The sequence below is a fragment of the Luteolibacter ambystomatis genome, from assembly GCF_018137965.1.
Lineage (GTDB): Bacteria > Verrucomicrobiota > Verrucomicrobiia > Verrucomicrobiales > Akkermansiaceae > Luteolibacter > Luteolibacter ambystomatis.
In genome coordinates this window covers 2,518,586-2,542,000 of record NZ_CP073100.1, presented here as the reverse complement: position 1 = coordinate 2,542,000, position 23,415 = coordinate 2,518,586, and the positions used below count along the sequence as shown (strand labels likewise).

Sequence of the window (23,415 nt, the reverse complement as noted above, 5' to 3'; positions counted from 1 at the left end):
AACGATCGCCCATCCTGTGCGATCCAAGAACTGACAAGCTGTTGAACCCGCACCCATCACCCCCTGATCCCGCGAAGGCCCTCCGCATCCAGCAGATGTTCGTCATGGAGATTTCCAATCTCCGCGGCTTCCTGTGGACGCTGGTGCCGGACCGCCACCGCCTCGATGATGTGATCCAGGAAACCTTCCTGACCGTCACCCGCAAGGCGGACACCTTCGAGGAGGGCACCAACTTCCGCGCGTGGGTCTTCACCATCGGCCGGCACAAGGCACTCCAGTCCCTGCGCGAGCGGCGGCATGAGGGGTATCTGGCGCCGGAGGTGCTGGAAGCGATCACGGAGGACCGGGAACCGCCGGACGGACACTTCGACGAGCGCGCCGCCCATCTCCGCGACTGCATCGCGAAGCTGCCGGGCAACGCCCGCCAGATGATCTCGCTGCGCTACACCCACCGCAAATCGCTGGCGGAGATTGCGGACGTGCTTTCCTTCCGCCCCGCCTCCGTGAAGGTCATGCTCTCGCGCTTCCGCTCCTTGCTCCGCAACTGCATCGAACGGAAGCTCCGCCAGATTCCGAACCCTCCATGAAGCCCTCCCACACGGATCTCATCGAACGCTATTTCGACGGTGGCCTCGCCTCCGACGAGCTCCGCGTGCTGGAGACGCTGCTGCTGGAGAATCCCGCGGTCCGCGAGGAATTCCTCGTCTTCGGAAACATGGAAGGCTCCTTGCAGGAATGGGGTGCGGCCCGGACCACCGAGTCCCGCCACGCCCTGATCGCGGAAATCCGCAAGGCCTCCGCCCGCCGCCACCTCCGCAGAAGGGCCGTATTCTGCCTCGCCGCCGCAGCCCTCCTTGCGCTCGGCCTGTGGGCGGGATTGCGCGGGCCGGGCGTATGGAAGGAGCGGCCCTCCATTGTCACCGCCGATATTTCCCCGGATTCCGTGCTCGGCACCAGCCATGCCATCGCCACCTTCCGTGGCGGCGCACTGGTCTCCATGGATGGCCGCGCCGTGGGTGAGACACTGGAGCGCGGCGGCTACCGCCTGCCCACGGGAACCGCGGCGCTGGAGACGGTGGAAGGCACCCAGGTGAGCTGCATGGCACCTGCCGGCTTCAGCCTGCCGGACTCGCGCCAGATCGCGCTGTCCGAGGGGATCTTCCTCATCCGTCATCCCGCCATGCCCGGAATCCTCCGCATCACCGCGGGTGGCATGTCGTTTTCACTGGAGGAAGGCGAGTGCGTCATGCGCGTCTCCCGCTCCTCCTGCGAGGTGCTCCTGGAATCCGGCAGAATGATCGAGGGCACCGGCGGTCCGCTGCTGGGCATCGGTCGCGCCACCCTTTTCCGAGAGGGGGGGCTGGCGGAGGAGGTGCCGGACGCGGGACCGCTGCGGGAGGTTGGCGCGCGGCTGAGGAAGGATACTTTCGCCCGTTCCAACAGTGGCGGTGTTCTGCCGTCCTTGCTCGATGATCCGGCGCTGGTGATCTGCTACGACTTCGAGCCCGATCCGGCGGACGCCAGCCGCGTGGTCAACCGCGCCCGCCGCGGCTCCCGCCAGCGCGATGGCATCGTCATCGGCGCCACCTCGGCACCGGACCGCCGCCGATCCGGCCAGGTGATGGAGTTCTCCCATCACACCGACCGCATCCGCCTGCGCGCGGACATCGAATCCACCGAGCTGACCTTTGCCGCGTGGGTGCTGGTGACCGGCTTGGACCGTCGCTACAACTCGCTCTTCATGTCCGATGATTTCCTGCCCGGGGGCGTCCACTGGCAGATGGGAAACGCCGGCTACCTCGGGCTGTGCAGCCGTGTGGACTCCTACTATCAGGACGCGAAAACCCCGCCGATCATCGGTCCTGTGAACTACGGCGAGTGGCATCATCTCGCCACCACCTGCAATGCGGTGACCGGTGAGGTGAGCCACTATCTGGATGGCAGGATCATCAGCTCCAGCCGTTTCAACGGCATCCCCACCTTTCATTTCGTCACCGCGGAGATCGGCAACTGGAGGCCCGCCAATCTGGAAGGGATCGAGGCGGAGATCATCCGCAACTTCATGGGCAAGATGGATGACTTCTGCCTCTTCACCCGCGTCCTCTCGTCCGATGAGATTGCCTCGCTGGCGCGGGAGAAGTGAGAGGGGGGCATGCGGGCGCGCTTTCCAACCCTCCAATGCTTTTCCTGGGTAACGCAACACAATGCAATAGAGAATGCGGTGGTCCGGAGTGCAGACTCCGGTCCACCGTGATTGCACGGAGCTGTCCGCCTGGTCATTCCGATTTCCCGGGAACTTTTGATCATTCCATTTGTTTCAAAGGCGTGTGACTTTGTGAGCGTTCTTGTAGGGTGTTTCCGATGTGGTCGAAAATAAGACGATTGTCAGGGCGGTTCCCGCTGCGGGGTTTCTGGTGGGCCTGCTGGCTGGTTCCGGTGGCCAATGCCGCGACTTTCTACGTGGCACCCACCGGTGGTGGAACGAACAGCCCGTCCGCGGGAACGAGCCCGGCCAATCCCTTCGCCACGGTGGCGTACGCGGCGGGGCGGGTGGCTCCCGGGGATGAAATCGTGCTGCTGCCGGGCACCTACCGGAATCCGACCTACGGCCAGACCCCGCTGGACATCTGGAAGCTGGAGGAAACGGTGCGGGTGAACAACCTGAACGGCACGGCGGCGGCGTGGATCACCATCCGCGCGCAGACTCCGGGGACGGTGCTGATGCAGGGCGATGGCGATGCGATCTTCCAACTGCGGAACAGCAGCTACGTGCGCGTGTCCGGCCTCACGATCGAGGGCGAGGTGGACCGTATCCCGGTGGTACTAGCGAAGCAGTACCAATTCGCCTACAAGGACGCGGACGGTGTGGTGCGATACCGGGTGGACCCCTCGCTGACGGACGAGCAGATCGCGGCGCTGACGAACCTGCCGGTGCTGGATTTCGCCCAGCGGCCTTCCTATTTCTCCACCACCGGGCTGCTGGTGCAGAACAGCCACCATGTGGAGATCACGGATTGCACGGTCCACCACCTGCCCGGCGCGGGCGTGCGGCTGCAAGGGATCGACCACACGAAGGCGCTGCGCAACACGGTGCACGATTGCTCGCGGCGGTCCGCGGTGGGCACGCACGGCTTCGTGGTGCAGGGCGGCACGAACCTGCTGAACGACGGCTTCACCGGCACCCGCATCGAGTTGTCCGCGAACACCGTGTACGACAACTACAACGAGATCTATTCGTGGAGCGAGCTGAAGACCTTCATCAATCCGCAGATCGACGAAGGCAAGGGGCTGACGGTGCAGAAGACCACCGCGGCGATCAGCGGCTGGAACATCGGCCGCATCCTGATCGCGAACAACGTGTGCGATGGCAATGGCTTCAGCGGCATCCATCTGAACGGAGCGCAGCGCGTGGACATCGTGAACAACACGTGCTTCAACAACCAGCGCTCCGGCAGCGGGCCGAACACGGGCATCAGCGTGCAGGATGGCGCGGACGTGACGGTGCGGAACAACATCACCGTGGCGGTGAACGACTTCGGCGGCCGGGCCTTGTCCGCGGGCAGCACCACCGGACTGGTGGTGGAGAACAACGTGGTGCAGGGCACGGTGACGCCGGAGATCTCCGCCGTGGCGGTGGCGACGGTGTCCGGTGATCCCCGGTTCGTGGACGCGTCCGCGCGCGTTTACCGGCTGCGGCCGGATTCCCCCGCGATCGGCCTGGCGCTGCCGGCATACGCCCCGTCAGTGGATCACGATGGCGCGGCGCGCACGCCTCCGCCGGATGCCGGGGCGCTGGAGTTCATCCCGAGCGCGCTGCAACTATGGCGTCTCCAGTACTTCGGCACGATGGTGAATGCCGGGACGGCCGCGGATGGATCCGATGCGAATGGAAGCGGCACCGCGAACCTGGCGGACTTCGCCTGCGGGCTGCCGCCGGTGGGCGCAGCCATCCTTCCTGCGGCGTTCGATGCGGCCGCCGGGACGATCCAGCGGCCGGGGATGCCCTCCGTGTTCCCGGCATCCGCAGCGGATGGCGGACGGCGGGTGATGTACTTCACGCGGCGGAAGGATCGCGCCGCGCTCGGACTCTCCTACACGCTGGAGGCCGGCATGGATCTGCAAGCGTGGCATCCCGTGCCGGAATCCGCGGCACCGGGCCCGTCCGAAGCGAAGCTGGCCGTCGTGGCCGCCGATGCGAACCACGAAATCGTCAAGGCGTTGCTCCCGGACACGACAGCGGAGGGAGCCGCACGCTTTTTCCGCGTGAAGATCGGGAATCCCAGCGGAGAATAGGAAGCTCTCTCAATTCCCGAACGCGCTCGTCACCGGGCGGCCCCAGAAGCCTTCCGGCACCGGCACGCCCAGCAGCCACAGCGCGGTGGCGGCGGTGTCATACTGCACCACCGGCGCGGTGATCGTCGCGCCCGGCTTCACGCCCTTGCCCCAGGCCACCCACGGGATGGTCACGTCGTCCGGCGAGGAATCGCCGTGCGTGCCGCGGGTGATGCCGTTCTTGTCCTTGATGTCATGGCAGCCGTGGTCGGCGGTGAGGATGAAGACGCTGCTGGCGGTGAGGCCGGCCTTGTCCACCGCATCCCGGATCACCTTCAGCGCCTTGTCCGTGTCCGTGTAGGCCTGCATCTTTTCCGGCGAATAGATGCCGAACTCATGGCCCTTCACATCCGGATCACCGAAGTGGATGAAGCACAGCGCGGGCTTCGACTTCACGACCTCCTCGGCGAAACGGCGCGCCACGCTGCCGCAGGTCTCATCGTCCTTCGGATAGACGAAGGTATCCACGGTGCCCGGCTGGTTGAGGTGCTGGAATTTCTCCTTCGCCACGAACATGGCCGTGCCCAGGCCCTTCTGCTTCGCCAGTGCGAAAATGGTGGGCACCTTCACCACGCCTTTTTCCGGCTGGTAGTTGTTCCAGTCGACCTGGTGCTTCTGGATGCCCACGCCGGTGAGCATGGAAGTGTGGGAGGGGAGGGTGAGGCTCGGCACGATCGTGTAGGCCTCCCAGGTGTGCGCGCCTTCCGCGGCCATCTTCTTGAACAGCGGCATCTCCGCCTTCTCGATGCCCGCGGGCGATGCCTGGTCGAAGCTGATGATGAACACGTGCTCCGCACGCGCGGCCTCGGCATTGGCAAACGGACTTCCTGCAATGGCCAGCACGGCCACGAACAAACGGCGGATCATACGGTTCATACGCCACCACCCAAGAAATCTTCCGGCGGGGTGTCAAGGAGGCAGGCTGCATGGCAGGAAAGGGGAAAGCGCGGGGTGAAAACCGGCATCCCGCGGCCGGAAGGGCGCCTTGCCGGATGACATGTCATTTTTGTCACGCGTGCCGCCGTCGTTCCGGGCTGCTTGATGTTAGTGTGTTATGATGAATCCGGGTGGTTTGCTTTTTGCGCGGTTTTGTCATTTATCAACATGTCATCACTTTTTGATTTACAGGGCGCGGGCCGGATTCTTGAACATGCATGATATGCCTAACAACAGACATAGCATGTTGAAATCCCTTCCCATTCTCGCCCTGGGATGCTCGTCCGTCTCCGCCGTCGTCGTGGATGCCCCCATCATCCCGGTGGCCAGCGGCTCGTACAAGCGCGGGGGTGGATTCTTCGTCACCTGCACCACACCCGGAGCCACCATCCGCTATACCCTGAACGGTCAGGAACCCACGGTGAATGATCCCATCGCGCCCTTCCCCGGCATTGTCAGCATCGGAGACAATGTCACGTTCAAGGCGAAGGCCTGGGTGGGCGCGGACTCCAGCCCCACCACCACCCGCACCTATACCTTCACCGGCGATATCGTCGCGGGAAGCCTTCACACGGTGATGATGGATGCGGTCGGCAATGCCTATGCCTGGGGCGCGCAAAACAACGGCCGCCTGGCGAATCTCACCACCGGCTCCGGCACCGCCGTGGCCATGATGTCCTACGCCTCCACCACTCCGGTGCGGGATGCCGGCAGCATCGCCGCCGGGCAGGACCAGTCCCTCATCATCGGCGGGGATAGCCCCTTTGGCGTGGGCAGCAACAGCAACGGACAGGTGGGTGATGACACGCTCACCACGCGATCCGGATTCGTGAACGTCTCGGACGGTTCCTTCAGCGTCGGCGGTTGCGAGGCGGTGGCCGCGGGCAACAATTTCTCCGGCGCGCTATCCTTCGGCGGGAACGTTTACACCTGGGGAAGCGAAATCACCGGTCGCCTGGGCAATGGCAACAACCTCGGCAACCGCAAGTACGCGGGCCTTGTCACCCGCGGCGATGTGGGCGGCGCTCCGAGCCTCTCGGGAATCGTGGAGATCGAGTTCGGCGGTGCCTTCGGAGTCGCACGTGAGGCTCATGCGGACGAAGTCCCGGGCGGCACCGGCAAGGTCTGGACATGGGGGAACAACAGTTCCGGTCAGCTCGGACTGGGCCACACCAACAACCGCTTGCGGGCCTTTCCGGTGATGCTGGACTCCACCACGCAGCTCACCGATGTCACCGCCATCTCCGGTGGCCAGATCCACACCGCCGTGGTCCGCTGGAAGACCGGCGATGCCAATCTCCAGGGCAGTGTCTGGAGCTTCGGCGAGCGCGGCTCCGGCCGCCTGGGCAACAACGTGACCAGCAGCGGAAATGTCGTCTATCCGGTGCAGGCGGAGATCGCCGTGGGCGTGCCGCTGCAGGGCATCAAGGCTGTTTCCGCAGGAGCCTCGCACACGCTGGCGCTCGACAAGTTCGGCCGCGTCTGGGCCTGGGGGAACAATGCCAAGGGCCAGTTGGGCGACAACACCACCACCAGCCGCGGCTATGCCGGCATGGTGCGGACCCCGGACAATTCCACCAATCTCTCGGGCATCGTGGCCATCGCCGCCGGCGGTGAGGACGGCGACGGCTTCAGCCTCGCGATCGCCGATGACGGCACGGTTTACTCGTGGGGCTCGAACACGCATTCGCAGCTCGGCACCCCCTCCAGCGGCAGCGCCCAGGCACTGCCGGACACGCCCTCCGTGTGGAATCCCGCGCCGGAGCTCTCCACCGTGGACGCGACCTCCACGGTCACGACCGGCACCGCGCCGGGAGCGGCCACCGTGGCGCTCACGCGCAACATTTCCTACCAGGACGGCGCGGCCACCAAGTTCGAGCTGTGGGTGAACGGCGCGCTCCATACCACCCGCACCCCGGCCGTTCCCGCGGACTGGAATGTCAATCTCACCTCCCTCTCCGCCGGCAGCTACACGGTGGTGGCGGTGGTGTATGACATCCACGGCAACATGATCCACTCCGATCAGGACAGCTTCACGATCAACTGAAGCCGGTTCCGATCCGTTTCATCCTCCAGCGGCATCGCGCCTCCCGGCGCGGTGCCGCGTTGTTTTTCCGGGGGCGGTAGTTTCCACTACGTTCATCGTAGTTCCAGCCTCCGGTGCCGTGGAGTCAGCCGCCCTCATCCAGCTCCGCCAGCCGGGCGCGGACCATGTCCGTCACAAGCGTTTCATCCACCTCCCAATCCACCGGAATCTGGAAGCAGTTCTTGAAGGTGACGTAACCCTTCAAACGGTCCTTGAAGTCCCCGATGATCTCCGCGCTCCATGGCGCGAAGGTCAGGTGCTTCTTGTATGCCGCGATACCCGCCACGTATTTGCCCTGCCGGTGGATCGTCGGCACGTTCCAGGAAATCTTCGCCTCCAGCCCGGGGAAGGTGGTGAGGATCAGATCGATCACCGCGTGCAGCGTACGCGCCTTCACCGCGTCCTGTGCGGAGAGGTAGTCCTCGATGGAGGTGTATCGCGGCGTGCCCATCTTTCCTTGTGCTCAATCGTCATCCAGCCCCTTGCCTTCGAGAATGCGCGGCTCGCATTTCTCCACCCGCGCGGCACGGGTCTTCGATTGCTTCGCGGAGGAGAAGTGCAGCAGATACGCGCGCTGGCGTCCCGGTGTGAGCGCCTCGAAGGCTTTCTTCAGTTTCGCGCTCGCGTCCAGGCGGCTCTGGAATTCTTCCGCCACCGCGAACTCGGACGCCTTCTTGTATGCCACCTTCAGCCCGGCCTTCTCCACCTCCACCGCCTCGCGCAGATACGCCTTCAAGGTGGGCTCCAGCTTGAGGATTTCCCTCACGGAAGTGAACCGCACCTGCCGAGCCGATTGCACGTTCTCCGTCTGCCGGATGAGGATGCCCTTCGGGTCCTTCATCAGCGCGCCCTTGAAAAAGAGCAGCGCGCAATAGTCCTTGAAGGCATGGATGAGCACCACGTTCGCCTTGTCCCGCGTGTAGCATGGCACGCCCCATTTCAGCTCCTCCGTCAATCCGGCGGAGAGAGCCACCGTGCGCAGGTACTCCAGCTCCTCGCGCCACTTCTCGGCCTTGGTGAAGAAAAAATCGACGTCGGGATTCATTCCCATACCCGATAGCAGCTTCCGCAGGCGGGTCAATGTAGTCGAAAGCTCCGCTTTCGATCCGGGAGAGCCCGGATGGAAAAACAGGCTGACGGTACGAGGCGGGTCCGATCCCAAAAGAGGGAAAGCGGAGCTTCCCCCTACATGACTCACACCAATCCCAACACCTCGTCCGCATGGCGGCTCACGCTGCGGAAACGGTCCGCCTTTTCCGGCAGCTTGATGTCCTCGTCCCACGTCGGGATCATCGCGGTCATGCGGGCCCTGCCCTCGGGAGTCTCCAACAGCTTCGCGAAGCACGTCTTCACCACCTGCAGAACGATGTTCACGGACACCGAAGCCCCCGGCGACGCACCCAGCAGCGCGGAAATCGAACGGTCCTCGTTCGTGATGACCTCCGTGCCGTAGTGGACGATGCCGGCCTCGCCGTCCGTCTTCTTGATCGCCTGCACGCGGATGCCCGCATCGATCAGTTTCCAATCATTCGCCTTCGCCGCGGGATAAAACACATGCAGCACCTCCATGCGATCCTGCATGCTCTGCGTGCCCTGCTGCACCAGATACTTCACGAGATCCAGATTGCTGATGCCGATCTTCACCAGCGTCGCGAGATTGTCCGGCTTCACCGAAAGCGGCAGGTCGAGGAAGCTGCCCTCCTTGTTCAGGAACTTCGTCGTCCACGCCGCGAAGGGGCCGAAGAGCAGCGTCTTTTTCCCGTCCAGGATGCGCGTGTCGAGATGCGGCACGGCCATCGTCGGCGCGGCATCGAGCGCCTGCCCGTAGACCTTCGCCTGGTGCTTCGCCACGATCTCCGGATTGTCGCACACCAGCCACTGGCCGCCGATGGGGAAGCCACCGAGGCCCTTTGCCTCCGGGATGCCGGACTTCTGCAACAGCGGCAGGCTGCCACCACCCGCACCCACGAACACGAACTTCGCCGTGTTCTCAAAGCTTTCGCCCGTTTCCAGATTCTTCACCACCACCTCCCAGCGGCCGTCCTTCTTCGTCAGGTTCGTCACGCGGTGGCGGCTCGCCACGCCGCAGCCCGGCTGCTGTGCCAGCCAGCCCAGCAGCTTCCGCGAAACCTCGCCGAAGTTCACGTCCGTGCCGCCGTCCATCTTCGTCGCCGCGATCGGCACCTCACCACGTCCCGCCAGCAACAGCGGTGCCCATGAGGCGATCGTGTCGCGGTCCGTCGAGTACTCCATTTCCGCGAAGAAATGATGCGCGCTCATCGCCGCATGCCGCGCCTTCAGGAAATCCACCTGCGCCTGCCCGTGGACAAAGCTGATGTGCGGCACCGGATTGATGAACTCCTTCGGATTGGAAATCATCCCTTCCTCCACCGCGTACGCCCAGAACTGCTTCGAGTGGTCGAACTGCTCGAAAATCTTGATCGGGTTCGCCGCGTTCACCGTTCCGTCCGCCTCCGCCTTCGGCGTGTAGCTCAGCTCGCAGATCCCCGCGTGGCCCGTGCCCGCGTTGTTCCAGCCATGGGAGCTCTCCTGCGCCAGCTCGTCCGTCACCTCATACACCTGGATCGAAAGCGAGGGCTCCAGGCGCTTCAACATCGCGCCCAGATTCGATGACATCACGCCGCTGCCGATGAGGATGACGTCCGGATTCTGGATGTGGGAATTGTGCTTCATGGGATGGGAAAATGAGGGTGGCGGCAGGTGGTGCGGCGGTTGGAAAAGATTGAAGGCTGACGGGATGCACCCCGAAAAGCCCGGAACACGTGCGGCGGAGTCTTGTGGGAATTTGCCCGATATTCACGCAAAAAAGATTTTTCCAGAAAAAGACAGATTCGCGGGGAATCCTAGGGGCGGAAATGGTGAAACGAAAAAAAAATTCCGTCCCAGCGCCTTCTTCCGCCCGCCGTGACCACCCGGGAATCACCGATCGCTCGCAAAGCCCCATTCCACGCGGAAAAACGCGCCTCGTCCATCCCCTCCGCCTGCCGGATTTCCCCCTCCACATGCCGCTGCCCCACTCCATGCACATTGCATCCCGCAGTGAGCCTCGCGCCATCCCTGTGCATTCCGCATGCTCTCCGCCCGATCACCGCAATCCCTTGTCCTGCCTGCGTTTGCGCGTCTCCGGAAGGGGTGTAATTGTTAGATGTCGGCCGCCACGGACCAGCTCCGGAACCCTCCGGAGCCTCTCCGGCAGCCGCCCACCTGAACAACCCCTGCCTCCCATGAAAACCAACTTCCTCGCCCTGCCACTCGCCGCTGCCACCGCCCTCGTCTGCTCCTGCCAGGAGGTGAAGATGAAGGTCGAAACCGCCGGTGACGCCGCCTTCGCCCGCAAGACCTTCGAAAGCCTCGCCAGGGGCGACCAGGCCGTCAGCGCGGACATTGATTGGAAGACCCTCAAGTCCTTCGGCACCGATGTCGGCGCGGCCTATGTCGTGATGGCCTCGGAGGAAGACCAGCGTCGTTTCCGCGAGGGCTTCATCACCCAGTTCTCCTCCGCCTTCCAGACCGCGGGCGGGAAGGTCGAGGCCTTCGGCGGCTGGAAGGTCATCGAGCACGATGCCACCCACACCGTCGTCACCGCCGTTTCGCCGGACAAGATCCTGCGCATCACCGTGAACGAACGCGATGGCAAGGAGCGCGTCTCCGGCTTCGGCGTCACCCCGCTGTGATTCCGCCCATCTGCCGGCAACCACACCCCATTCGCTGAAAGGCGGTTGGGGTGTTTTCTTCGTACGTAGTTCCTCATTCATGAGGGTGGGGTGAACCACATCATGCGGAGGTGGCGGCCCGGTTCATCACAGCCTCTGCCCGGATGGCCCAATCACGCATCCTGTACCGGCTGCTGCATCCCGTTGCCGGGTGGACGCATGTTCCGGCGGTTCGCCACATGGCGGATGCGCTCCTTCCGCTCCTGCAACCATGTTTGGAATTTCTCCTCCTGATCCGGGCGCAGCAACGCGGTGATCTGGCTGTCCGCCAGCTCATGGCTTTCACGCATCACCTCACCCGGAGAGGGCGGGGGAGAGGCGGATGCCGTTCGCGGTTCCTTGTCGAAAAACCGCTCCATCGCCCGGGTCATGCTTGCCTCGGCGTGCTCCACGATCGGCCGCAGCTTCGCCACCTGTTCCACATCCAGATCCAGGCTCTCCGTCAGCTCCGCCATGCGGTCCTTCACCCGGCGTTGCTGCTGGGCCAGCGCCTGCGGCGACACGGCCTCTGTTGAAGATTCCGCCATCATGAGGTCCGCAGCGGAAACATCCGCCGCAGGACGATGCGCACGGTTTTCCATCGTCTGCGCCACCGCAGCCACCTGTTGGAAAAAAGCCAATGCCTGCGAACCCCGTCCGTCCTGCAACGCGAGTCTGCCAAGGAAAATCCCCAACAGTCCCAGCGCCAGCCAGCAGGTCGTCCGCATGGTCGCTTTCATGCCGTATAAACGCCGGTGGGGCGGGGAAGTTTCTAATTTTCTTCGGTCGCGGGTCCGGGTGAAACCACCTTGCTGCCGTAATAGTCCATCAGCCCGTATTCGATCTTCGCCAGTATGCCGTCGCGGAAGGTCACGCTCACAGCGCAATCGAGGTCATGGACCGTCCGCGCCTCCATCGCCAGCGAGCACTCATTCCAATTCTCCACAACTCCATCCTTGAAGCTCTCCTGCTCCAACAAGGAGCGGAATTCCGAGACCGGCATGCCGAGATGAATCTTCATCCGCTCGCTCAAGGTGTGGATGAGGTGCATGATCGTTTTTACGATGAATGGCGTAATTGAATGTAGGGGGAAGCTCCAGCTTTCCCTCTGCGGGATCGGGGATCGTTTGGCCCCACTGGCCGCCGCCAACCGGAGCTGGCGGAGACCATTCGAAAGCGGAGCTTCCGACTACAATGGGAAATTACCTCACTCTCACCACCCCATCCTTCGGCACCCACATCATCTCCCCGTTCACCGCGATCCGTTTGAGATGGGATGCCACCGGCAATCTCACCTCGATGCCACCCGAGGGCGGAATCGCCAGCGGCGCGATGTCCAGCTTCCAGTCCCCGCCGCTGTGGCGCAGCGAGTAAGTCAGGCGTCCATAGTAGGTCGCGAGGTTCTCCACGCCGTTGTTCCGCCCGTGGTCGAACCACGAAAGCGGCAGGCCCGCCGCCAGCACCAGCGTGTCATCGCTCGCGCGCTCGTAGGCGAACAGCGAGGCGAACCCCAGCACGTACTCCGCGCCGATCCACGAGTGCGGCAGATCGCCGAAATGCCCGGGGCTCTTCGGGTCCTTCCACGTGATCTCCGGCCACTGGTTCCACTCCTTCGGGCGGCGGTCCGCCAGCAGGAACTCCAGCAGTTCGTGCGCGTCCTCACGACGCCCCAGCCGCACCAGCGCCGGGACGATGCGCATTTCATACGCGGAATAATTTGTCCACGGCACCTCGTTCCGCACCTTCGCGCGGAAGCCTTCCAGATACTTGTCGAAGGTTTTCTCCAGCCCGTCGCACGGCAGCACGCCCAGCCCGTCGAGCAGCGTCACCGCCACCGCCGTCGCCGCCGGATCGAAGTCCGCCCACTCCACCGATCCGGGTACGTACGAGATGTCCCGTAGTTCCATCGTCGCCCGCAGCGACTTCGTCACCGCTTCCACCATCGCCTCGCCCAGCGCGCGGAAGGATTTCACCTCCCGCTCCGGCCGGCCCATGCGCTCCGCCAGCCGCGCGATGTCCAGCAGCCCGCGGATCGCCCAGAAGTCATCCCAGTACGAATGCACCGGATGCGCCAGATAACCCTCGTGGCTCGCCGACTCCGGCAGCAGCCCGCGGAACGGACGCTTCTGCGGATCGCGGTAGCCCTCGCCGGGGCGACGCTCGCGCAGCGCCCGCGTGAGCGAAACGCACTTCTTCACCGTCGGCCACAGCGCCTCGGAAAACGCATGGCCCGATCCGAAGCGGTGGCACTCGGCGATGCCATGCAGCCATTGGCCCTGGCTGTCATACTCGATCAACCAGTCCGCGCCCTGGTCATCCACGCAGCACGGCACGAAGCCATCCTCGCGCAAAAACGGCGCATACCAGCGCATGAAATCGAAATACGCCTGCGGTGCGCCCGCGCGTGCCAGCGCGCCACCCATCACCACCCCATCGCGGATCCACGCGCGGTTGTAGCGGCGCGGGCCCGGATGGATCGCGGCACCCTGGCGGTTCACCAGAATGTGCGCCGCCGCCGTGCGCCACGCGTCCACCGCGTCCTGCCACTCCGGCGGCACGTCGAATTCCACGCCGCCCAGCTCCTGCTTCCACGTCTTGCGCGCGCACGCTTCCTTGCACCCGGCTTTTTCGATCTCCGCCAGCGGCGAAAACGGAATGCCCATCCGCCGCGTGGCCTTCTCACCGGGAGCCAGCTCGATCTCGAACGTAAACACCGCCTCCGCCCAACCCAGCGGATCGGTCGTGCGCTGTGCCTCCGGCGTGCCGTGATCGCCCAACCGTGAAACCAAACGCCCCGCCACGAATGGCTGGCAACCCGCCGCGCTCGGCTCATCCATCGCAAGGATCTGCCGCTCGCCATTCAGCCGGCACACGCGGCCGTGGATCTCGATCGCGCTGATCGCGCTCTTGCCGCCCAGCTTCTGATAGTGCTGCCAAGGCGGCGTCGCTTGGAACGGACGCACCGCCACATGCAGCTTCACCGTGCGCGATGTTTTCCCGGTATTCGCCACCGCGTAATCCACCACCGTCCCGCGCACCGGACCGAAGTCGCACGGTGCGGCGAAGGTTTCCAACGAAAGATCCCCGCATTCCCAGCGCACCTTCGGTAGCGGCATCCAGCCGTGATCGAGCGAGGGCACCGGCCGCACGTCCGCCCAGGTCCACAGCCGCTCGCCATCGTGAAGGAATGGCTCCAGCGACGGCCCCGCCGCATCCGTCTCCACGAGGCCCTCCTCGTTCATCATCGAGCGCGGTCCACCGAGCGGCGATCCTACCGGCGTGAGCAGCGTTTGCTCGCGCGACCAGTATTTCGGAAACGTGCCACGCCGCGACTCCGCCGCCACCGCATGCAGGAATTCATCATCGGACCGCGAGAACTCCGCGCCCTTCCACTCGATCCATGACAACGCCGCGCCCGCACCCAGCTTCAAGCGGATGCGCCGCGTCTCCGGAGAGGGCAGAGGAACGGGAGTCAACCTCCCATGCACGCCATTCAACTCCAGCACCGGCCGCCACGAGTCACCGTGAAAACTTTCCACCGCCACATCCCGCGCATGCCCCGGCACCCAGTGCAGGATCATCCCGCCGAGTTCGCGCGCGCGTCCGAAATCCAGCTCCACCCACGGCGCGGCATCGTCCTCCGCCGCATGCCATGGATTCGCGCTGGAGGGATCGCGCAGCGCGTTCGGATCACCGGACGAGGCCTGGCAGGACACCGGCACCAGCGCGCCCGTGTCCACCCACTCGAAGCGGTCCACCAGCAGCTGCCCGGCACCACCGCTGCCCGCGGAAATCACGAACTCGATCGCGCCCACGTCCGTCGGCACGCCGCCGCCCGCCGGTCCCCACGCGAAGGGCATCCGGCTCGCCGGGATCACAATCTCCCGCCACTTGCCATTCACCTCCAGCGGCTCTTCCGTCCAGCGCCACACGTTCGCGCCGGAGGGGTCCACGATCTTGAACTCGAAGCGGTTCGGCGGTACCTGCCCGCGCAACCGGAAGCGGAACTCCCACGTCTGCGTCAGCTTCATCGGGATCACCTTCCGCGCCACCACGAAGCCGCCGCCGCCCTTGAAATCGAAATCCATCCGCAACGCCTGCCCGCCGCCATTGGCAGGCTTGGCATTGTCATTCGCCTTCGCCGGCTTCTTCGCATCGATCTTCAATGTCGCCAGACCGGAGGCCACCGCCATCCACGAATCCGGCGCTGCGAAATCATCCACGATCACTGGGTTTTCCTCGTATCCTGCCACCCGGAGAGGCTAACAGCGGAATCCCGCCCCGCGCTAGGGAAAATCAATGCGCTGGAGGGACATTGACCGGGATATTGGGCTTTCCCCGAAAAGCGTGTGGGCCACCACATGCCGGACAAAGCGGAGCCTCACACCTTCAACGCCGCGGTCTCTTCCAGAAATTGATCCACGGCCATATGAGGCGGATCGGAGACGGTCTCCACGTCGTAAAACACCGGCCTGATGGCGAATGTTCCAAGGTATCCCTCCCGGTCGCGGTTCTGCTGCGTATTGGGCAGCAACGCATAGGAAACGGGAATTTCTCCATCGAATGCCTGATATAGTTCCTTGCGGAGATCAAGCAACCGGGGTTCCATCGAGCAGCCGATGAATACGAAATGATGGCTCAACATGGCCGCTTTCAGAAAGGGAATCACCGTCTTGATCTCGGAATTGTTGAGGTAGGCTTTGAAATAGTCCTCCGAGGAAAGAACCACCTTGCTCTTGTTTCCTGCAACGGTGTGAAGGTAGACAAGGAAACGTTCCTTGCTGCTGAGCACATGACCCAAGGAGCTGTCGTCTCCGTAGTGGATGAGCCAGCCATTGTTTCCACAGACATTGTAGATCAAGCTGTCGAAATTGGTCGTGATGATTCCGGACCATGGTGCGGCTTCCAGATTCTGAAGCCGTAGTCTCATGCGTTCGTATATCTCCTTTGGAGCCGCTGAGTATTTTTGCCACGCGAACTGTTTTTTGCGGAATTCAAAGTATTCCGCAGGATGCAACATATCCCGCAAGTCATTGGCAGCTTCTGTCAAATTGCCAGCATCCAAATTCCTTTTGCTGGATTGAAGCTCGGGCGTGTCACCGTTCAATTCGTGGCAATATTCCAGCATGTTGCGCATCAGACCGGTCCAGTCCGGCATGCCGCAGATTCGGGAAAACCCCGCGCCGACGAAGGCAATGCAACGCCTGTACTTGATGAAGTCGGCCAGATGCTTGGGGAGGACGCTCATGGCTTATCCCCTGCTGGTGTGGGAAATGATGGCTTTGGCTGCCTCCGCCGTGAGGGGTTCCTTCTCCCATTGCTGCAGAAGATGGCGCACCCGCCCGAAGGCTTTCAATTCCTCCCCGGTCCAAGCTTTTTTCGACAAGGTGGGGGTTTGAGCCAGAATGATTTTCACGGACTCCACCATGGCCCGGATGCCCGCCTCGCCCTCATCCTTGTCCCGCAACATGGCGCGACGGTTGACGGCGAAGTCCAGCATGTGGACGGACAGCATGAGAAGGATGCATTCGCGTGAGATATGGCATTTCTCCGCGGTTTGCAGCTCCTTGACATTCAGCCCCAGAGCCTGGGCCACGCCTTTGATGTTGTTGAGGGCGGCATCCCCCCCTCCATGGGAGACCCTCAGCAGGGTGGGAAGGCCGAGCCTGGCATTCCCCATGCGGACCACATACCCCGTGTGTCTGGACTCCTCACGCCGATCAAAGCCCATTTTGCCGCTTACCAGAAAGCGGTCGAGATCCTTCAGCTTGATAGCCATATCCGGAAATATTGTTCGATCGGGAGGATGTTACGCGGACACCGGCTTGAGGAAGGACAGGAGATTGTCCCGCACTTTCGCGGCATAGCCCATCGGTTCATAGTCTCCGGACAGATAGAGCTTCGCCTCTTCCACCAGGATGCCGGCCAGATCTTCGACCGCCTCATCCAGATTCTCCCCCTCGCCGGAGGTAAGCATGCCGATCTGAATGGCGCTGGCGGAGTAGCGTCCTTTCCCCACCTGTGAACAGATCACTTCAATCGGTCTGATCGCCTCGAAATCGGATCCCAGATTTGTCAGATAGGTCAGACGCGGGAAGCGCACCACCTTGCGCACCTTTTCCGCAATGGCTTCGTCCGTAAGCAGATCCTGCACCTCGATTCCCAATTGCTTCAGTCGGGAGCGAAAATCGCGATCCGTTTTCAAGGTCTTGGTCAGGCAGGCTCGCTCCACGGTGGCCCACGGGCTCAAAGGCCCCGGCTGCTGGCCAAGCTTCGGATGCCAACTGTTGACGCGGATTTTCATCCTCTGCGCCTGGGTTTTCCGATCCGCATCATCTCCCTCCACCGAGACAACAGCGGTGGGAACCTCCTGCCGTGCCTTTTGGGCAAACTGGATGAAATCCAGGCCATCGCGCAGATCGCGGCTGTCATCCCGCGTTCCTTCCCGGAAGTTCAAGTCCATCACGAGGGCGTCGATGCGGACATCATCGTTTTCGATGAGATCCGCAGCCTCGGAGAGAGTCTGCGCCACAAGCACACCCATGGAAGTTTCGCGAAGAAAGTTCCTCGACAAACGGGCCACAACAGCTTCGTCATCGTCCACGATCAGTGCCACGGGGGAATAGGTCTCGTTCATATTTTTCGATTTGGAGAATATTGGCGAACTCAGGCTGTCGCTTCGAGGGTCAATTCAAACAAGGCTTTGCTCCGATCCTTCAACTCGAGGCTGCCACGGAAATGACTGTCGATCAGACGGCGGGACATGGGCAGTCCCGTGCCGGTACCCTGCCCGTCCTTTTTGGAGGTTTTTCCGAGAAGAAAGATATCGTTCGGATTGGGGAAGTGCGCCCAGCTGATGCCGGGTCCGTCATCCCAAAAGAGGATTTTGATTTGTCGGCGCGATCCCGTGGTGTTTTCCGTGCAACGCACGTGGATGATGTTCTTCCGGCTCCTGCCGGTCGATTTCTGTGCATCGATGGCGTTGATCACCAGATTGAAAACGACCTGTTGCAAGACCCGCCGGGCACCGCGCAGCGTGGTATTGCCGCTGACCTGGATTTCCATGCTCATGCCGTTGCGGTCCAGGGCGGCTCTGAAATCGCGGTGGATGTTGGTGAACAAATCATGCACGGAGAAATCCTCCTCGTCTCCCGGATCGAAATGTTTGGTGAGATTCTTGAGTTGTCCCAGCTCGGTCTCCATCCGCAGGCAGGCTTCCTCCGCCTCCTCCGCCGAAGTCTGGATTTTCTCAAACGAGAGCTTTTGGCGGATCGCCTTTTTGGCGTTGTCGATCAAGTCGCGGGTTTTTTCCGTGGCATGAATCGCCTTGTGGCCCAGATCGTGGGCGAAAAGGGAGATGATCTCCGCACGGGTCGAGGCATTGGATTGGGTCATCACGAACTCATTGATCTCCTCCTGCTTTCTCATCAGAGCGATCAGTGCCAGATCGTCTCCGACCCGCTCCGTGAATGAATGGAACAACCGGATGTCCCGGAGGGAGAACTCATGTTCGCGGTAGTGAAAGATGGAAAGGGTGCCGAGTTTGCCCGCAAAACTGGTGGATACGATATCGGATTGCAGACTCATCACCATGTAGGAGCCGATGCCGACACGGCGGAGGGTTTCCTCATCGTCCGCGGTGATTTCGATGCCGAATCCTTTTCCGGATCGGAGAGCCCTTGCCGTGCCATAGTTCCCATCGTCTTCGAAAACACGTTGGCAGATGCGTTCGGCGGGACCACCGCGCTCCCCGGGCGCATGACGGATTTCCCCCCAGCTTCCACGTACCTCCAGAGTGCTTTCTGCTTCGTTGTAGAGGCGCAGCACAGCCCCATCGGCGGCGAAGCCGAGTGCCGCCTGACGGCAGATCTGCTCATGGAGATCCTTTTCGGAGACGTTTCCATCGCCGGCGATTTCACCAAAGTTGAAGGGTGCGGCGAGTGCTTCCAAGCGCATCGAAAACACGGCCTCGGAAAGGCAGCGGCAGATGGCCTGCCACGCGGAACGCAGTTCACCCACCAACTGATTGGCTCCTGCGGAATCCACATCCGCACAGAACAGACCGAAGTACTCTCCGTTTCCGAGCAACTTGATCACGATACGGGACTGGCCCGGCTCCAGCTTCCCGGGCAGCAATCCCGCGTCCTGTGAATCCATGTGCCGGAAGGTCTCCTGATTGCCAAACAGATTGTCCGTCAACGAACGTTCGATCTCGATCCCGAAAACCGGGGAGTCCGGTGGGAAGGTGGCGGCAATCTTGAACGCCGCCCGGGCCAGACCTGCGACCGCCAGATACCCTTTGTGAACGGACGGTTGGTTTTGCCGGATGGTCTGCAGGAGTTTTTCTCCGAACCTGCGGAATACGGTTTGCCCCTGATCCGCCAGTTCCAGATCCGAAGGACCGTATTCGGCCTCTGCATTCAGATTCCAGATGGCATCGCTTAGGTTGGACATAAATAAATATAATCAAATTATCTATAATTCGGGACCGAATGAAATGGTGGGATGGATTTCCGGGGATGGTAAATAATTATCGTTAGAAATGGATTTATCGTGTGAAGAGAGTTCTGAATGATATTTTTGTCGAGAAAAAACACTTATTTGAATGTTAGGTGTGATTTCAGATTTATCAGGTTGTCCATGGCGTATTTGCATATGATTTGCATGTTGGTTGTCGGATGGTCCGGCCGGTGATACCCTGATTTTCTTCGGAAGCTCATCCTGCTCCTATCCATCCGAGCCAGCTCGATCCCGCCTCCTGCCTTCCCGCGGATTCACCTTCGCCCACTCGCACATCGCGCGGATGATGGGGCGAAGGGATTCGCCGCGCGGGGTCAGCGAGTATTCCACCTTCGGCGGCACTTCGCGGTAGATCTTCCGCCGCACGATGCCGTCCCGCTCCAGCTCCCGGAGCTGCTGGGTGAGCATCTTCCCGCTCGCCTGCGGGATCAGCCGCCCGAGTTCACCGGTGCGGCGCGGGCCCTCGTCCAGATAGTGGAGGATGATCGGCTTCCACTTGCCGCCCATCACCTCCAGCGTACGCATCACCGGGCATTGGTCGTGTTTCATGATTTCATGGGATTGTCATTCGGCTCCGCTTTGAAGAGGAGGAAACTTTCTTCCACGCTGGAAACACCTCATTCCGCCCAATTAGGACCTTTTGGTAACTATGGGATAAAAGGGTGGGTAGTTTACGGATTGTCCCCATGGGGTAGCCTACTCCGCATGTCAAATGTCCTCATCGTCCACGCCCATCACGAACCGGGCGGTTTTTCCTCCGCCATGGCCGCGGAGGCCGCTCGCGTTCTCGCCGCGCAGGGGCACCAGGTCACCTTCACCGACCTGCACGCCATGAACTTCCAGCCCGTCTCGGACCGGCGGAATTTCACCACCGTGGCAGATCCCGCCCATCTCAAACAGCAGCGGGAGGAAGCTCATGCCAGCACCCACGACGGCTTTACTCCGGAAATCGAAGCGGAGATCCGCAAGCTGGAGCAGGCGGATCTTCTCATCTTCAGTTTCCCGCTGTGGTGGTTCGGCATGCCAGCCATTCTCAAGGGCTGGGTGGACCGCGTCTTCGCCTTTCAGCGCATCTACAGCCGCGGGCGGTGGTACGAAAACGGCATCGGCGCGGGAAAGCGCGCCATGGTCCTGCTCACCACCGGTGGTGCCGCCGCCCAATACGGCCATGGCGGGCTGCATCCTACGTTGGACACCGTACTTGCGCCCGTCCATCGCGGTGTTTTCTGGTTCAATGGCTTCTCGCCGCTGCCGCCTTTCGTCGCCTGGGAGGCCGCGCACGTCACCGATGATATCCGCCGCCGCTGGCTCTCCGATCTCGGTTCCCGCCTGGAAACGATCTTCACCGGGCCGGTCCTCCGGTTCCCGCGGAGCGCGGACTTCGATCCGGAAACGGCGCTCGATACCGTACCGCGCTTCATGGTCACGGTCCGCCATGCCTCCACCCCGGACGACGCCCCTGCAGGAAAAATCCCCGCCGAAACCAGTGCTCTGCACAGCCTGCTGAGCGAGGGGAAACTCATCTCCGCCCAGTTCCCGCCGAAGGACACCGCACCATCCGACTGGCGCGGCTTCCTCCTGTTCCGTGAGCGCGATGCGGAATCCGTCCTCGCCCTCTGCCGGAACCTCCCGCTCGCCCCGTGGCTTGATTTCGAAATCACCCCCATCGAGGCCTCGCTGGCGCTCTGAGAAAGTTCGGGCGAGGGGATGGGAAACGGCGGAACGCCACGCAGCGTTCCGCCGGGCCATTGGAGGCTACTCCTTCTTCGCGGACATGCTCTTCACGATCTCATCCTGCTTCGCGCCGCCGGCGAGCAGGCCTTCGATCATCTGATCGTTCAGGTTGGCCGGGTGGGTGGTGAAGAGCAGCTTGCCGTCCTTCACCACGAAGGCGAACGGGATGCCGGTGGCCTTCGCAGGGATCAGCCATTTCTTGGAAAAAGCCGAGCCCTTGTCACCGGTGAAGACCACCGGGTAGGACATGCCCTCGCCCTTGCCCTTCACGAACTTCTCCACCGTGCCCTTGTCGTCCTCCCACACGTTCATGCCGATCACGCGCAGGCCCTTGTCCTTGTACTTGTCATACAGGCCGTCCACGTGGGGGATCGCCGCCACGCACGGGCCGCACCAGGTGGCCCAGCATTCGAGCACATAGACCTTGCCGGGTTCCCATGCCTTCGGCACGTCGCCCTGCACCTTGCGGCCGCGGTTCACGGCATCGATTTCCACGGGATCGCCGCTGGTGAGCGCCAGGGCGTTGGAGCCGAGGGCCGCGGCGGCCACGAACAAAGACAGAAGTTTGGTTTTCATGGAATGGTCGGTAAATGTTTGCAGGAACAAAGCTGCGGCCGGATCGTCTTGTCGCTCCATTCGGAGAGGTGAAAATCCGGCCACGCTTTTCAAACCATAAGCAAACGTCCGCCGTTGTGGCAATCCTTCGGGAGTTTGTCTCCCGGCCGGAGATCCTCCCGTGAAGCCAAACTTCGCGCTACCTACCTCTCGAAAACCATCACCGCTTTTCCGACAGATCACGCGGCAGCCCGCGTAGCCTCCGGATGCCGCGTTTCCGCACCTCCGCCCTTTACGCCTGCCTTCTGGCCGCCGCCGGGTCGCTCCACGCTCTGCCGGAGGCGCAACCTGCGGTGTTCCGCGCGCAGACCATTGATGACCGGCTCGGCATCGGCTACGGCCTCGCGATCGCGGACATTGATGGCGATGGCAAGCTGGACATCGCGCTGGTCGATTCCAAGGAAACGGTCTGGTACCAGGCACCGGATTGGAAGAAGCACCGCTTCACCGGTCCGCTGACGAAGCAGGATCACGTCTGCATCGCCGCCGCGAACATCGGCTCCAAGGGCGGCGCGGAGGTGGCCATTGGTGGCGAGTGGAATCCCGGGGATACCCGCAACAGCGGCGCGGTGTTCACTCTCATCCCCGGCGAAGACCGCACCGCGCCATGGACCGCGCACGAGCAACACCGCGAACCCACCGTCCACCGCATGCAATGGGTGCGGGACCCGGAAAGTCATCCCTTCCTCGCCGTGCTGCCACTGCATGGCTGTGGCAATGTCAATGGCGCGGGCGATGGCATCCGCTTCCTCGGCTATCGTCCCGGCAAGGAAGCCGCGGAGCCATGGTCCACCTTCCTGCTCAATGACCAGTTCCACATGGCGCACAATTTCACTCCGGTTGCCTGGCCTGGCACCGCGGGCGATTCGCTGCTGGTCGCATGCAAGGAAGGCGTCCACCTCCTGCGGAAAAGCGATGGGGCAGGGGACACCCCATGGCAGGCCGGGCGTCTCACGGAAAAACCCGCCGGCGAGGTTCGCCTTGGCAAGCTGCCGGATGGCAAGCGCTTCATCGCCACCATCGAGCCGATGCACGGCAACCAGGTCGCGGTGAATCCGGAATCCACCACCGGTCTCTGGTCGCAGAAGCGTGTGCTGCTCGATGACACCCTCAACCAGGGTCACGCGCTGGCCGCCGCCGATTTCCTCGGCACCGGCTACGATCAGGTCGTGGCCGGTTGGCGCGAACCCGCCGGAGCGGACAAGAAGGTCGGCCTGCGGCTCTATATCCCCGCGGCGGAAGATGGCAGCACCTGGACCCGCCACGCCGTGATTGATGACAACGGCATGGCCTGCGAGGACCTCAAAGCCGCCGATCTCAACGGCGATGGGAAGCCCGACCTCATCGCCTCCGGCCGCGCGACAAAGAATCTCGTCATCTACTGGAACGAGAGGAAATAGATCCTCTCTCTTTGTAGCCGGAGTGGTGACACTTCGGGCTGGGTGAGCCCGCGAAGAAAGTTGCAGGACCACTCCGCCA

General features: G+C 62.6%; 20 protein-coding genes. 7 read left to right on the top strand and 13 right to left on the bottom strand.

Annotation, left to right across the window (positions count from 1 at the left end; translation table 11 throughout):
* The first annotated feature begins 41 nt into the window (after positions 1-41).
* The 3 genes from KBB96_RS09710 (at position 42) to KBB96_RS09700 (ending at position 4,293) form a co-directional block, all read left to right on the top strand.
* Entirely contained in the window at positions 42-587 is a 546-nt protein-coding gene (locus KBB96_RS09710) for a sigma-70 family RNA polymerase sigma factor (protein WP_211634500.1), read from the top strand.
* Positions 584-2,143 carry a LamG domain-containing protein gene (locus KBB96_RS09705; protein ID WP_211634499.1) on the top strand — a complete coding sequence of 520 codons (1,560 nt, stop codon included), beginning with the start codon at positions 584-586 and terminating at the stop codon, positions 2,141-2,143. The genes KBB96_RS09710 and KBB96_RS09705 overlap by 4 nt, the downstream gene beginning before the upstream one ends.
* 239 nt (positions 2,144-2,382) lie before the next feature.
* Positions 2,383-4,293 (top strand): right-handed parallel beta-helix repeat-containing protein, encoded by a 1,911-nt coding sequence (locus KBB96_RS09700; protein ID WP_211634498.1) that lies wholly within the window; start codon positions 2,383-2,385, stop codon positions 4,291-4,293.
* Between the two features lie 9 nt (positions 4,294-4,302).
* Here the strand turns inward: KBB96_RS09700 and KBB96_RS09695 are convergent, their stop codons facing one another.
* Entirely contained in the window at positions 4,303-5,208 is a 906-nt protein-coding gene (locus tag KBB96_RS09695; RefSeq protein ID WP_211634497.1) for an alkaline phosphatase family protein, read from the bottom strand.
* Positions 5,209-5,512: 304 nt separating this feature from the next.
* On the opposite strand from KBB96_RS09695, the gene KBB96_RS09690 reads away from it, so the two are divergent.
* The gene (locus tag KBB96_RS09690) at positions 5,513-7,315 is read left to right on the top strand and encodes a chitobiase/beta-hexosaminidase C-terminal domain-containing protein (protein ID WP_211634496.1); all 1,803 of its coding nucleotides are present in this window, start codon (positions 5,513-5,515) and stop codon (positions 7,313-7,315) included.
* 124 nt (positions 7,316-7,439) lie between these two features.
* Here KBB96_RS09690 and KBB96_RS09685 read toward each other — a convergent pair whose 3' ends face one another.
* The 3 genes from KBB96_RS09685 to mqo all read right to left on the bottom strand — a co-directional run bounded on the left by KBB96_RS09685 (position 7,440) and on the right by mqo (position 10,048).
* The gene (locus KBB96_RS09685) at positions 7,440-7,805 is read right to left on the bottom strand and encodes an iron chaperone (protein WP_211634495.1); all 366 of its coding nucleotides are present in this window, start codon (positions 7,803-7,805) and stop codon (positions 7,440-7,442) included.
* A 12-nt stretch (positions 7,806-7,817) separates the two neighbouring features.
* Positions 7,818-8,399 carry a YdeI/OmpD-associated family protein gene (locus KBB96_RS09680; RefSeq protein ID WP_211634494.1) on the bottom strand — a complete coding sequence of 194 codons (582 nt, stop codon included), beginning with the start codon at positions 8,397-8,399 and terminating at the stop codon, positions 7,818-7,820.
* Between the two features lie 149 nt (positions 8,400-8,548).
* A complete protein-coding gene (mqo, locus tag KBB96_RS09675; protein WP_211634493.1) occupies positions 8,549-10,048 on the bottom strand; it encodes a malate dehydrogenase (quinone) in 1,500 nt (499 codons plus the stop codon).
* A gap of 551 nt (positions 10,049-10,599) precedes the next feature.
* Between mqo and KBB96_RS09670 the strand changes: the two genes are divergently transcribed.
* Positions 10,600-11,049, top strand: a complete 450-nt coding sequence (locus KBB96_RS09670; protein ID WP_211634492.1) for a hypothetical protein — start codon at positions 10,600-10,602, stop codon at positions 11,047-11,049.
* A gap of 152 nt (positions 11,050-11,201) precedes the next feature.
* Here the strand turns inward: KBB96_RS09670 and KBB96_RS09665 are convergent, their stop codons facing one another.
* The 8 genes from KBB96_RS09665 to KBB96_RS09630 form a co-directional block, all read right to left on the bottom strand.
* Positions 11,202-11,807, bottom strand: a complete 606-nt coding sequence (locus KBB96_RS09665; protein WP_211634491.1) for a hypothetical protein — start codon at positions 11,805-11,807, stop codon at positions 11,202-11,204.
* A gap of 32 nt (positions 11,808-11,839) precedes the next feature.
* Positions 11,840-12,118: a hypothetical protein gene (locus KBB96_RS09660; RefSeq protein WP_211634490.1), complete on the bottom strand. Its 279-nt coding sequence runs from the start codon at positions 12,116-12,118 to the stop codon at positions 11,840-11,842.
* A gap of 151 nt (positions 12,119-12,269) precedes the next feature.
* Positions 12,270-15,290 carry a discoidin domain-containing protein gene (locus KBB96_RS09655; RefSeq protein ID WP_211634489.1) on the bottom strand — a complete coding sequence of 1,007 codons (3,021 nt, stop codon included), beginning with the start codon at positions 15,288-15,290 and terminating at the stop codon, positions 12,270-12,272.
* A gap of 158 nt (positions 15,291-15,448) precedes the next feature.
* On the bottom strand, positions 15,449-16,225 hold the full coding sequence (locus tag KBB96_RS09650) for an SIR2 family NAD-dependent protein deacylase (protein WP_211634488.1): 777 nt from the start codon (positions 16,223-16,225) through the stop codon (positions 15,449-15,451).
* Between the two features lie 93 nt (positions 16,226-16,318).
* On the bottom strand, positions 16,319-16,846 hold the full coding sequence (locus KBB96_RS09645; RefSeq protein ID WP_211634487.1) for a hypothetical protein: 528 nt from the start codon (positions 16,844-16,846) through the stop codon (positions 16,319-16,321).
* 30 nt (positions 16,847-16,876) lie between these two features.
* Entirely contained in the window at positions 16,877-17,704 is an 828-nt protein-coding gene (locus KBB96_RS09640; RefSeq protein WP_211634486.1) for a response regulator, read from the bottom strand.
* Positions 17,705-17,733: 29 nt separating this feature from the next.
* Positions 17,734-19,521: a sensor histidine kinase gene (locus KBB96_RS09635; protein WP_211634485.1), complete on the bottom strand. Its 1,788-nt coding sequence runs from the start codon at positions 19,519-19,521 to the stop codon at positions 17,734-17,736.
* Between the two features lie 273 nt (positions 19,522-19,794).
* Positions 19,795-20,136: a winged helix-turn-helix transcriptional regulator gene (locus tag KBB96_RS09630; protein WP_211634484.1), complete on the bottom strand. Its 342-nt coding sequence runs from the start codon at positions 20,134-20,136 to the stop codon at positions 19,795-19,797.
* A 156-nt stretch (positions 20,137-20,292) separates the two neighbouring features.
* Between KBB96_RS09630 and KBB96_RS09625 the strand changes: the two genes are divergently transcribed.
* Positions 20,293-21,276 carry an NAD(P)H-dependent oxidoreductase gene (locus KBB96_RS09625; RefSeq protein WP_211634483.1) on the top strand — a complete coding sequence of 328 codons (984 nt, stop codon included), beginning with the start codon at positions 20,293-20,295 and terminating at the stop codon, positions 21,274-21,276.
* Positions 21,277-21,342: 66 nt separating this feature from the next.
* Here the strand turns inward: KBB96_RS09625 and KBB96_RS09620 are convergent, their stop codons facing one another.
* Positions 21,343-21,897 (bottom strand): redoxin family protein, encoded by a 555-nt coding sequence (locus KBB96_RS09620; RefSeq protein WP_211634482.1) that lies wholly within the window; start codon positions 21,895-21,897, stop codon positions 21,343-21,345.
* A gap of 245 nt (positions 21,898-22,142) precedes the next feature.
* Here KBB96_RS09620 and KBB96_RS09615 point away from each other — a divergent pair, with 245 nt between their 5' ends.
* Positions 22,143-23,336 carry an FG-GAP repeat protein gene (locus KBB96_RS09615; RefSeq protein WP_211634481.1) on the top strand — a complete coding sequence of 398 codons (1,194 nt, stop codon included), beginning with the start codon at positions 22,143-22,145 and terminating at the stop codon, positions 23,334-23,336.
* Positions 23,337-23,415 lie beyond the last annotated feature (79 nt).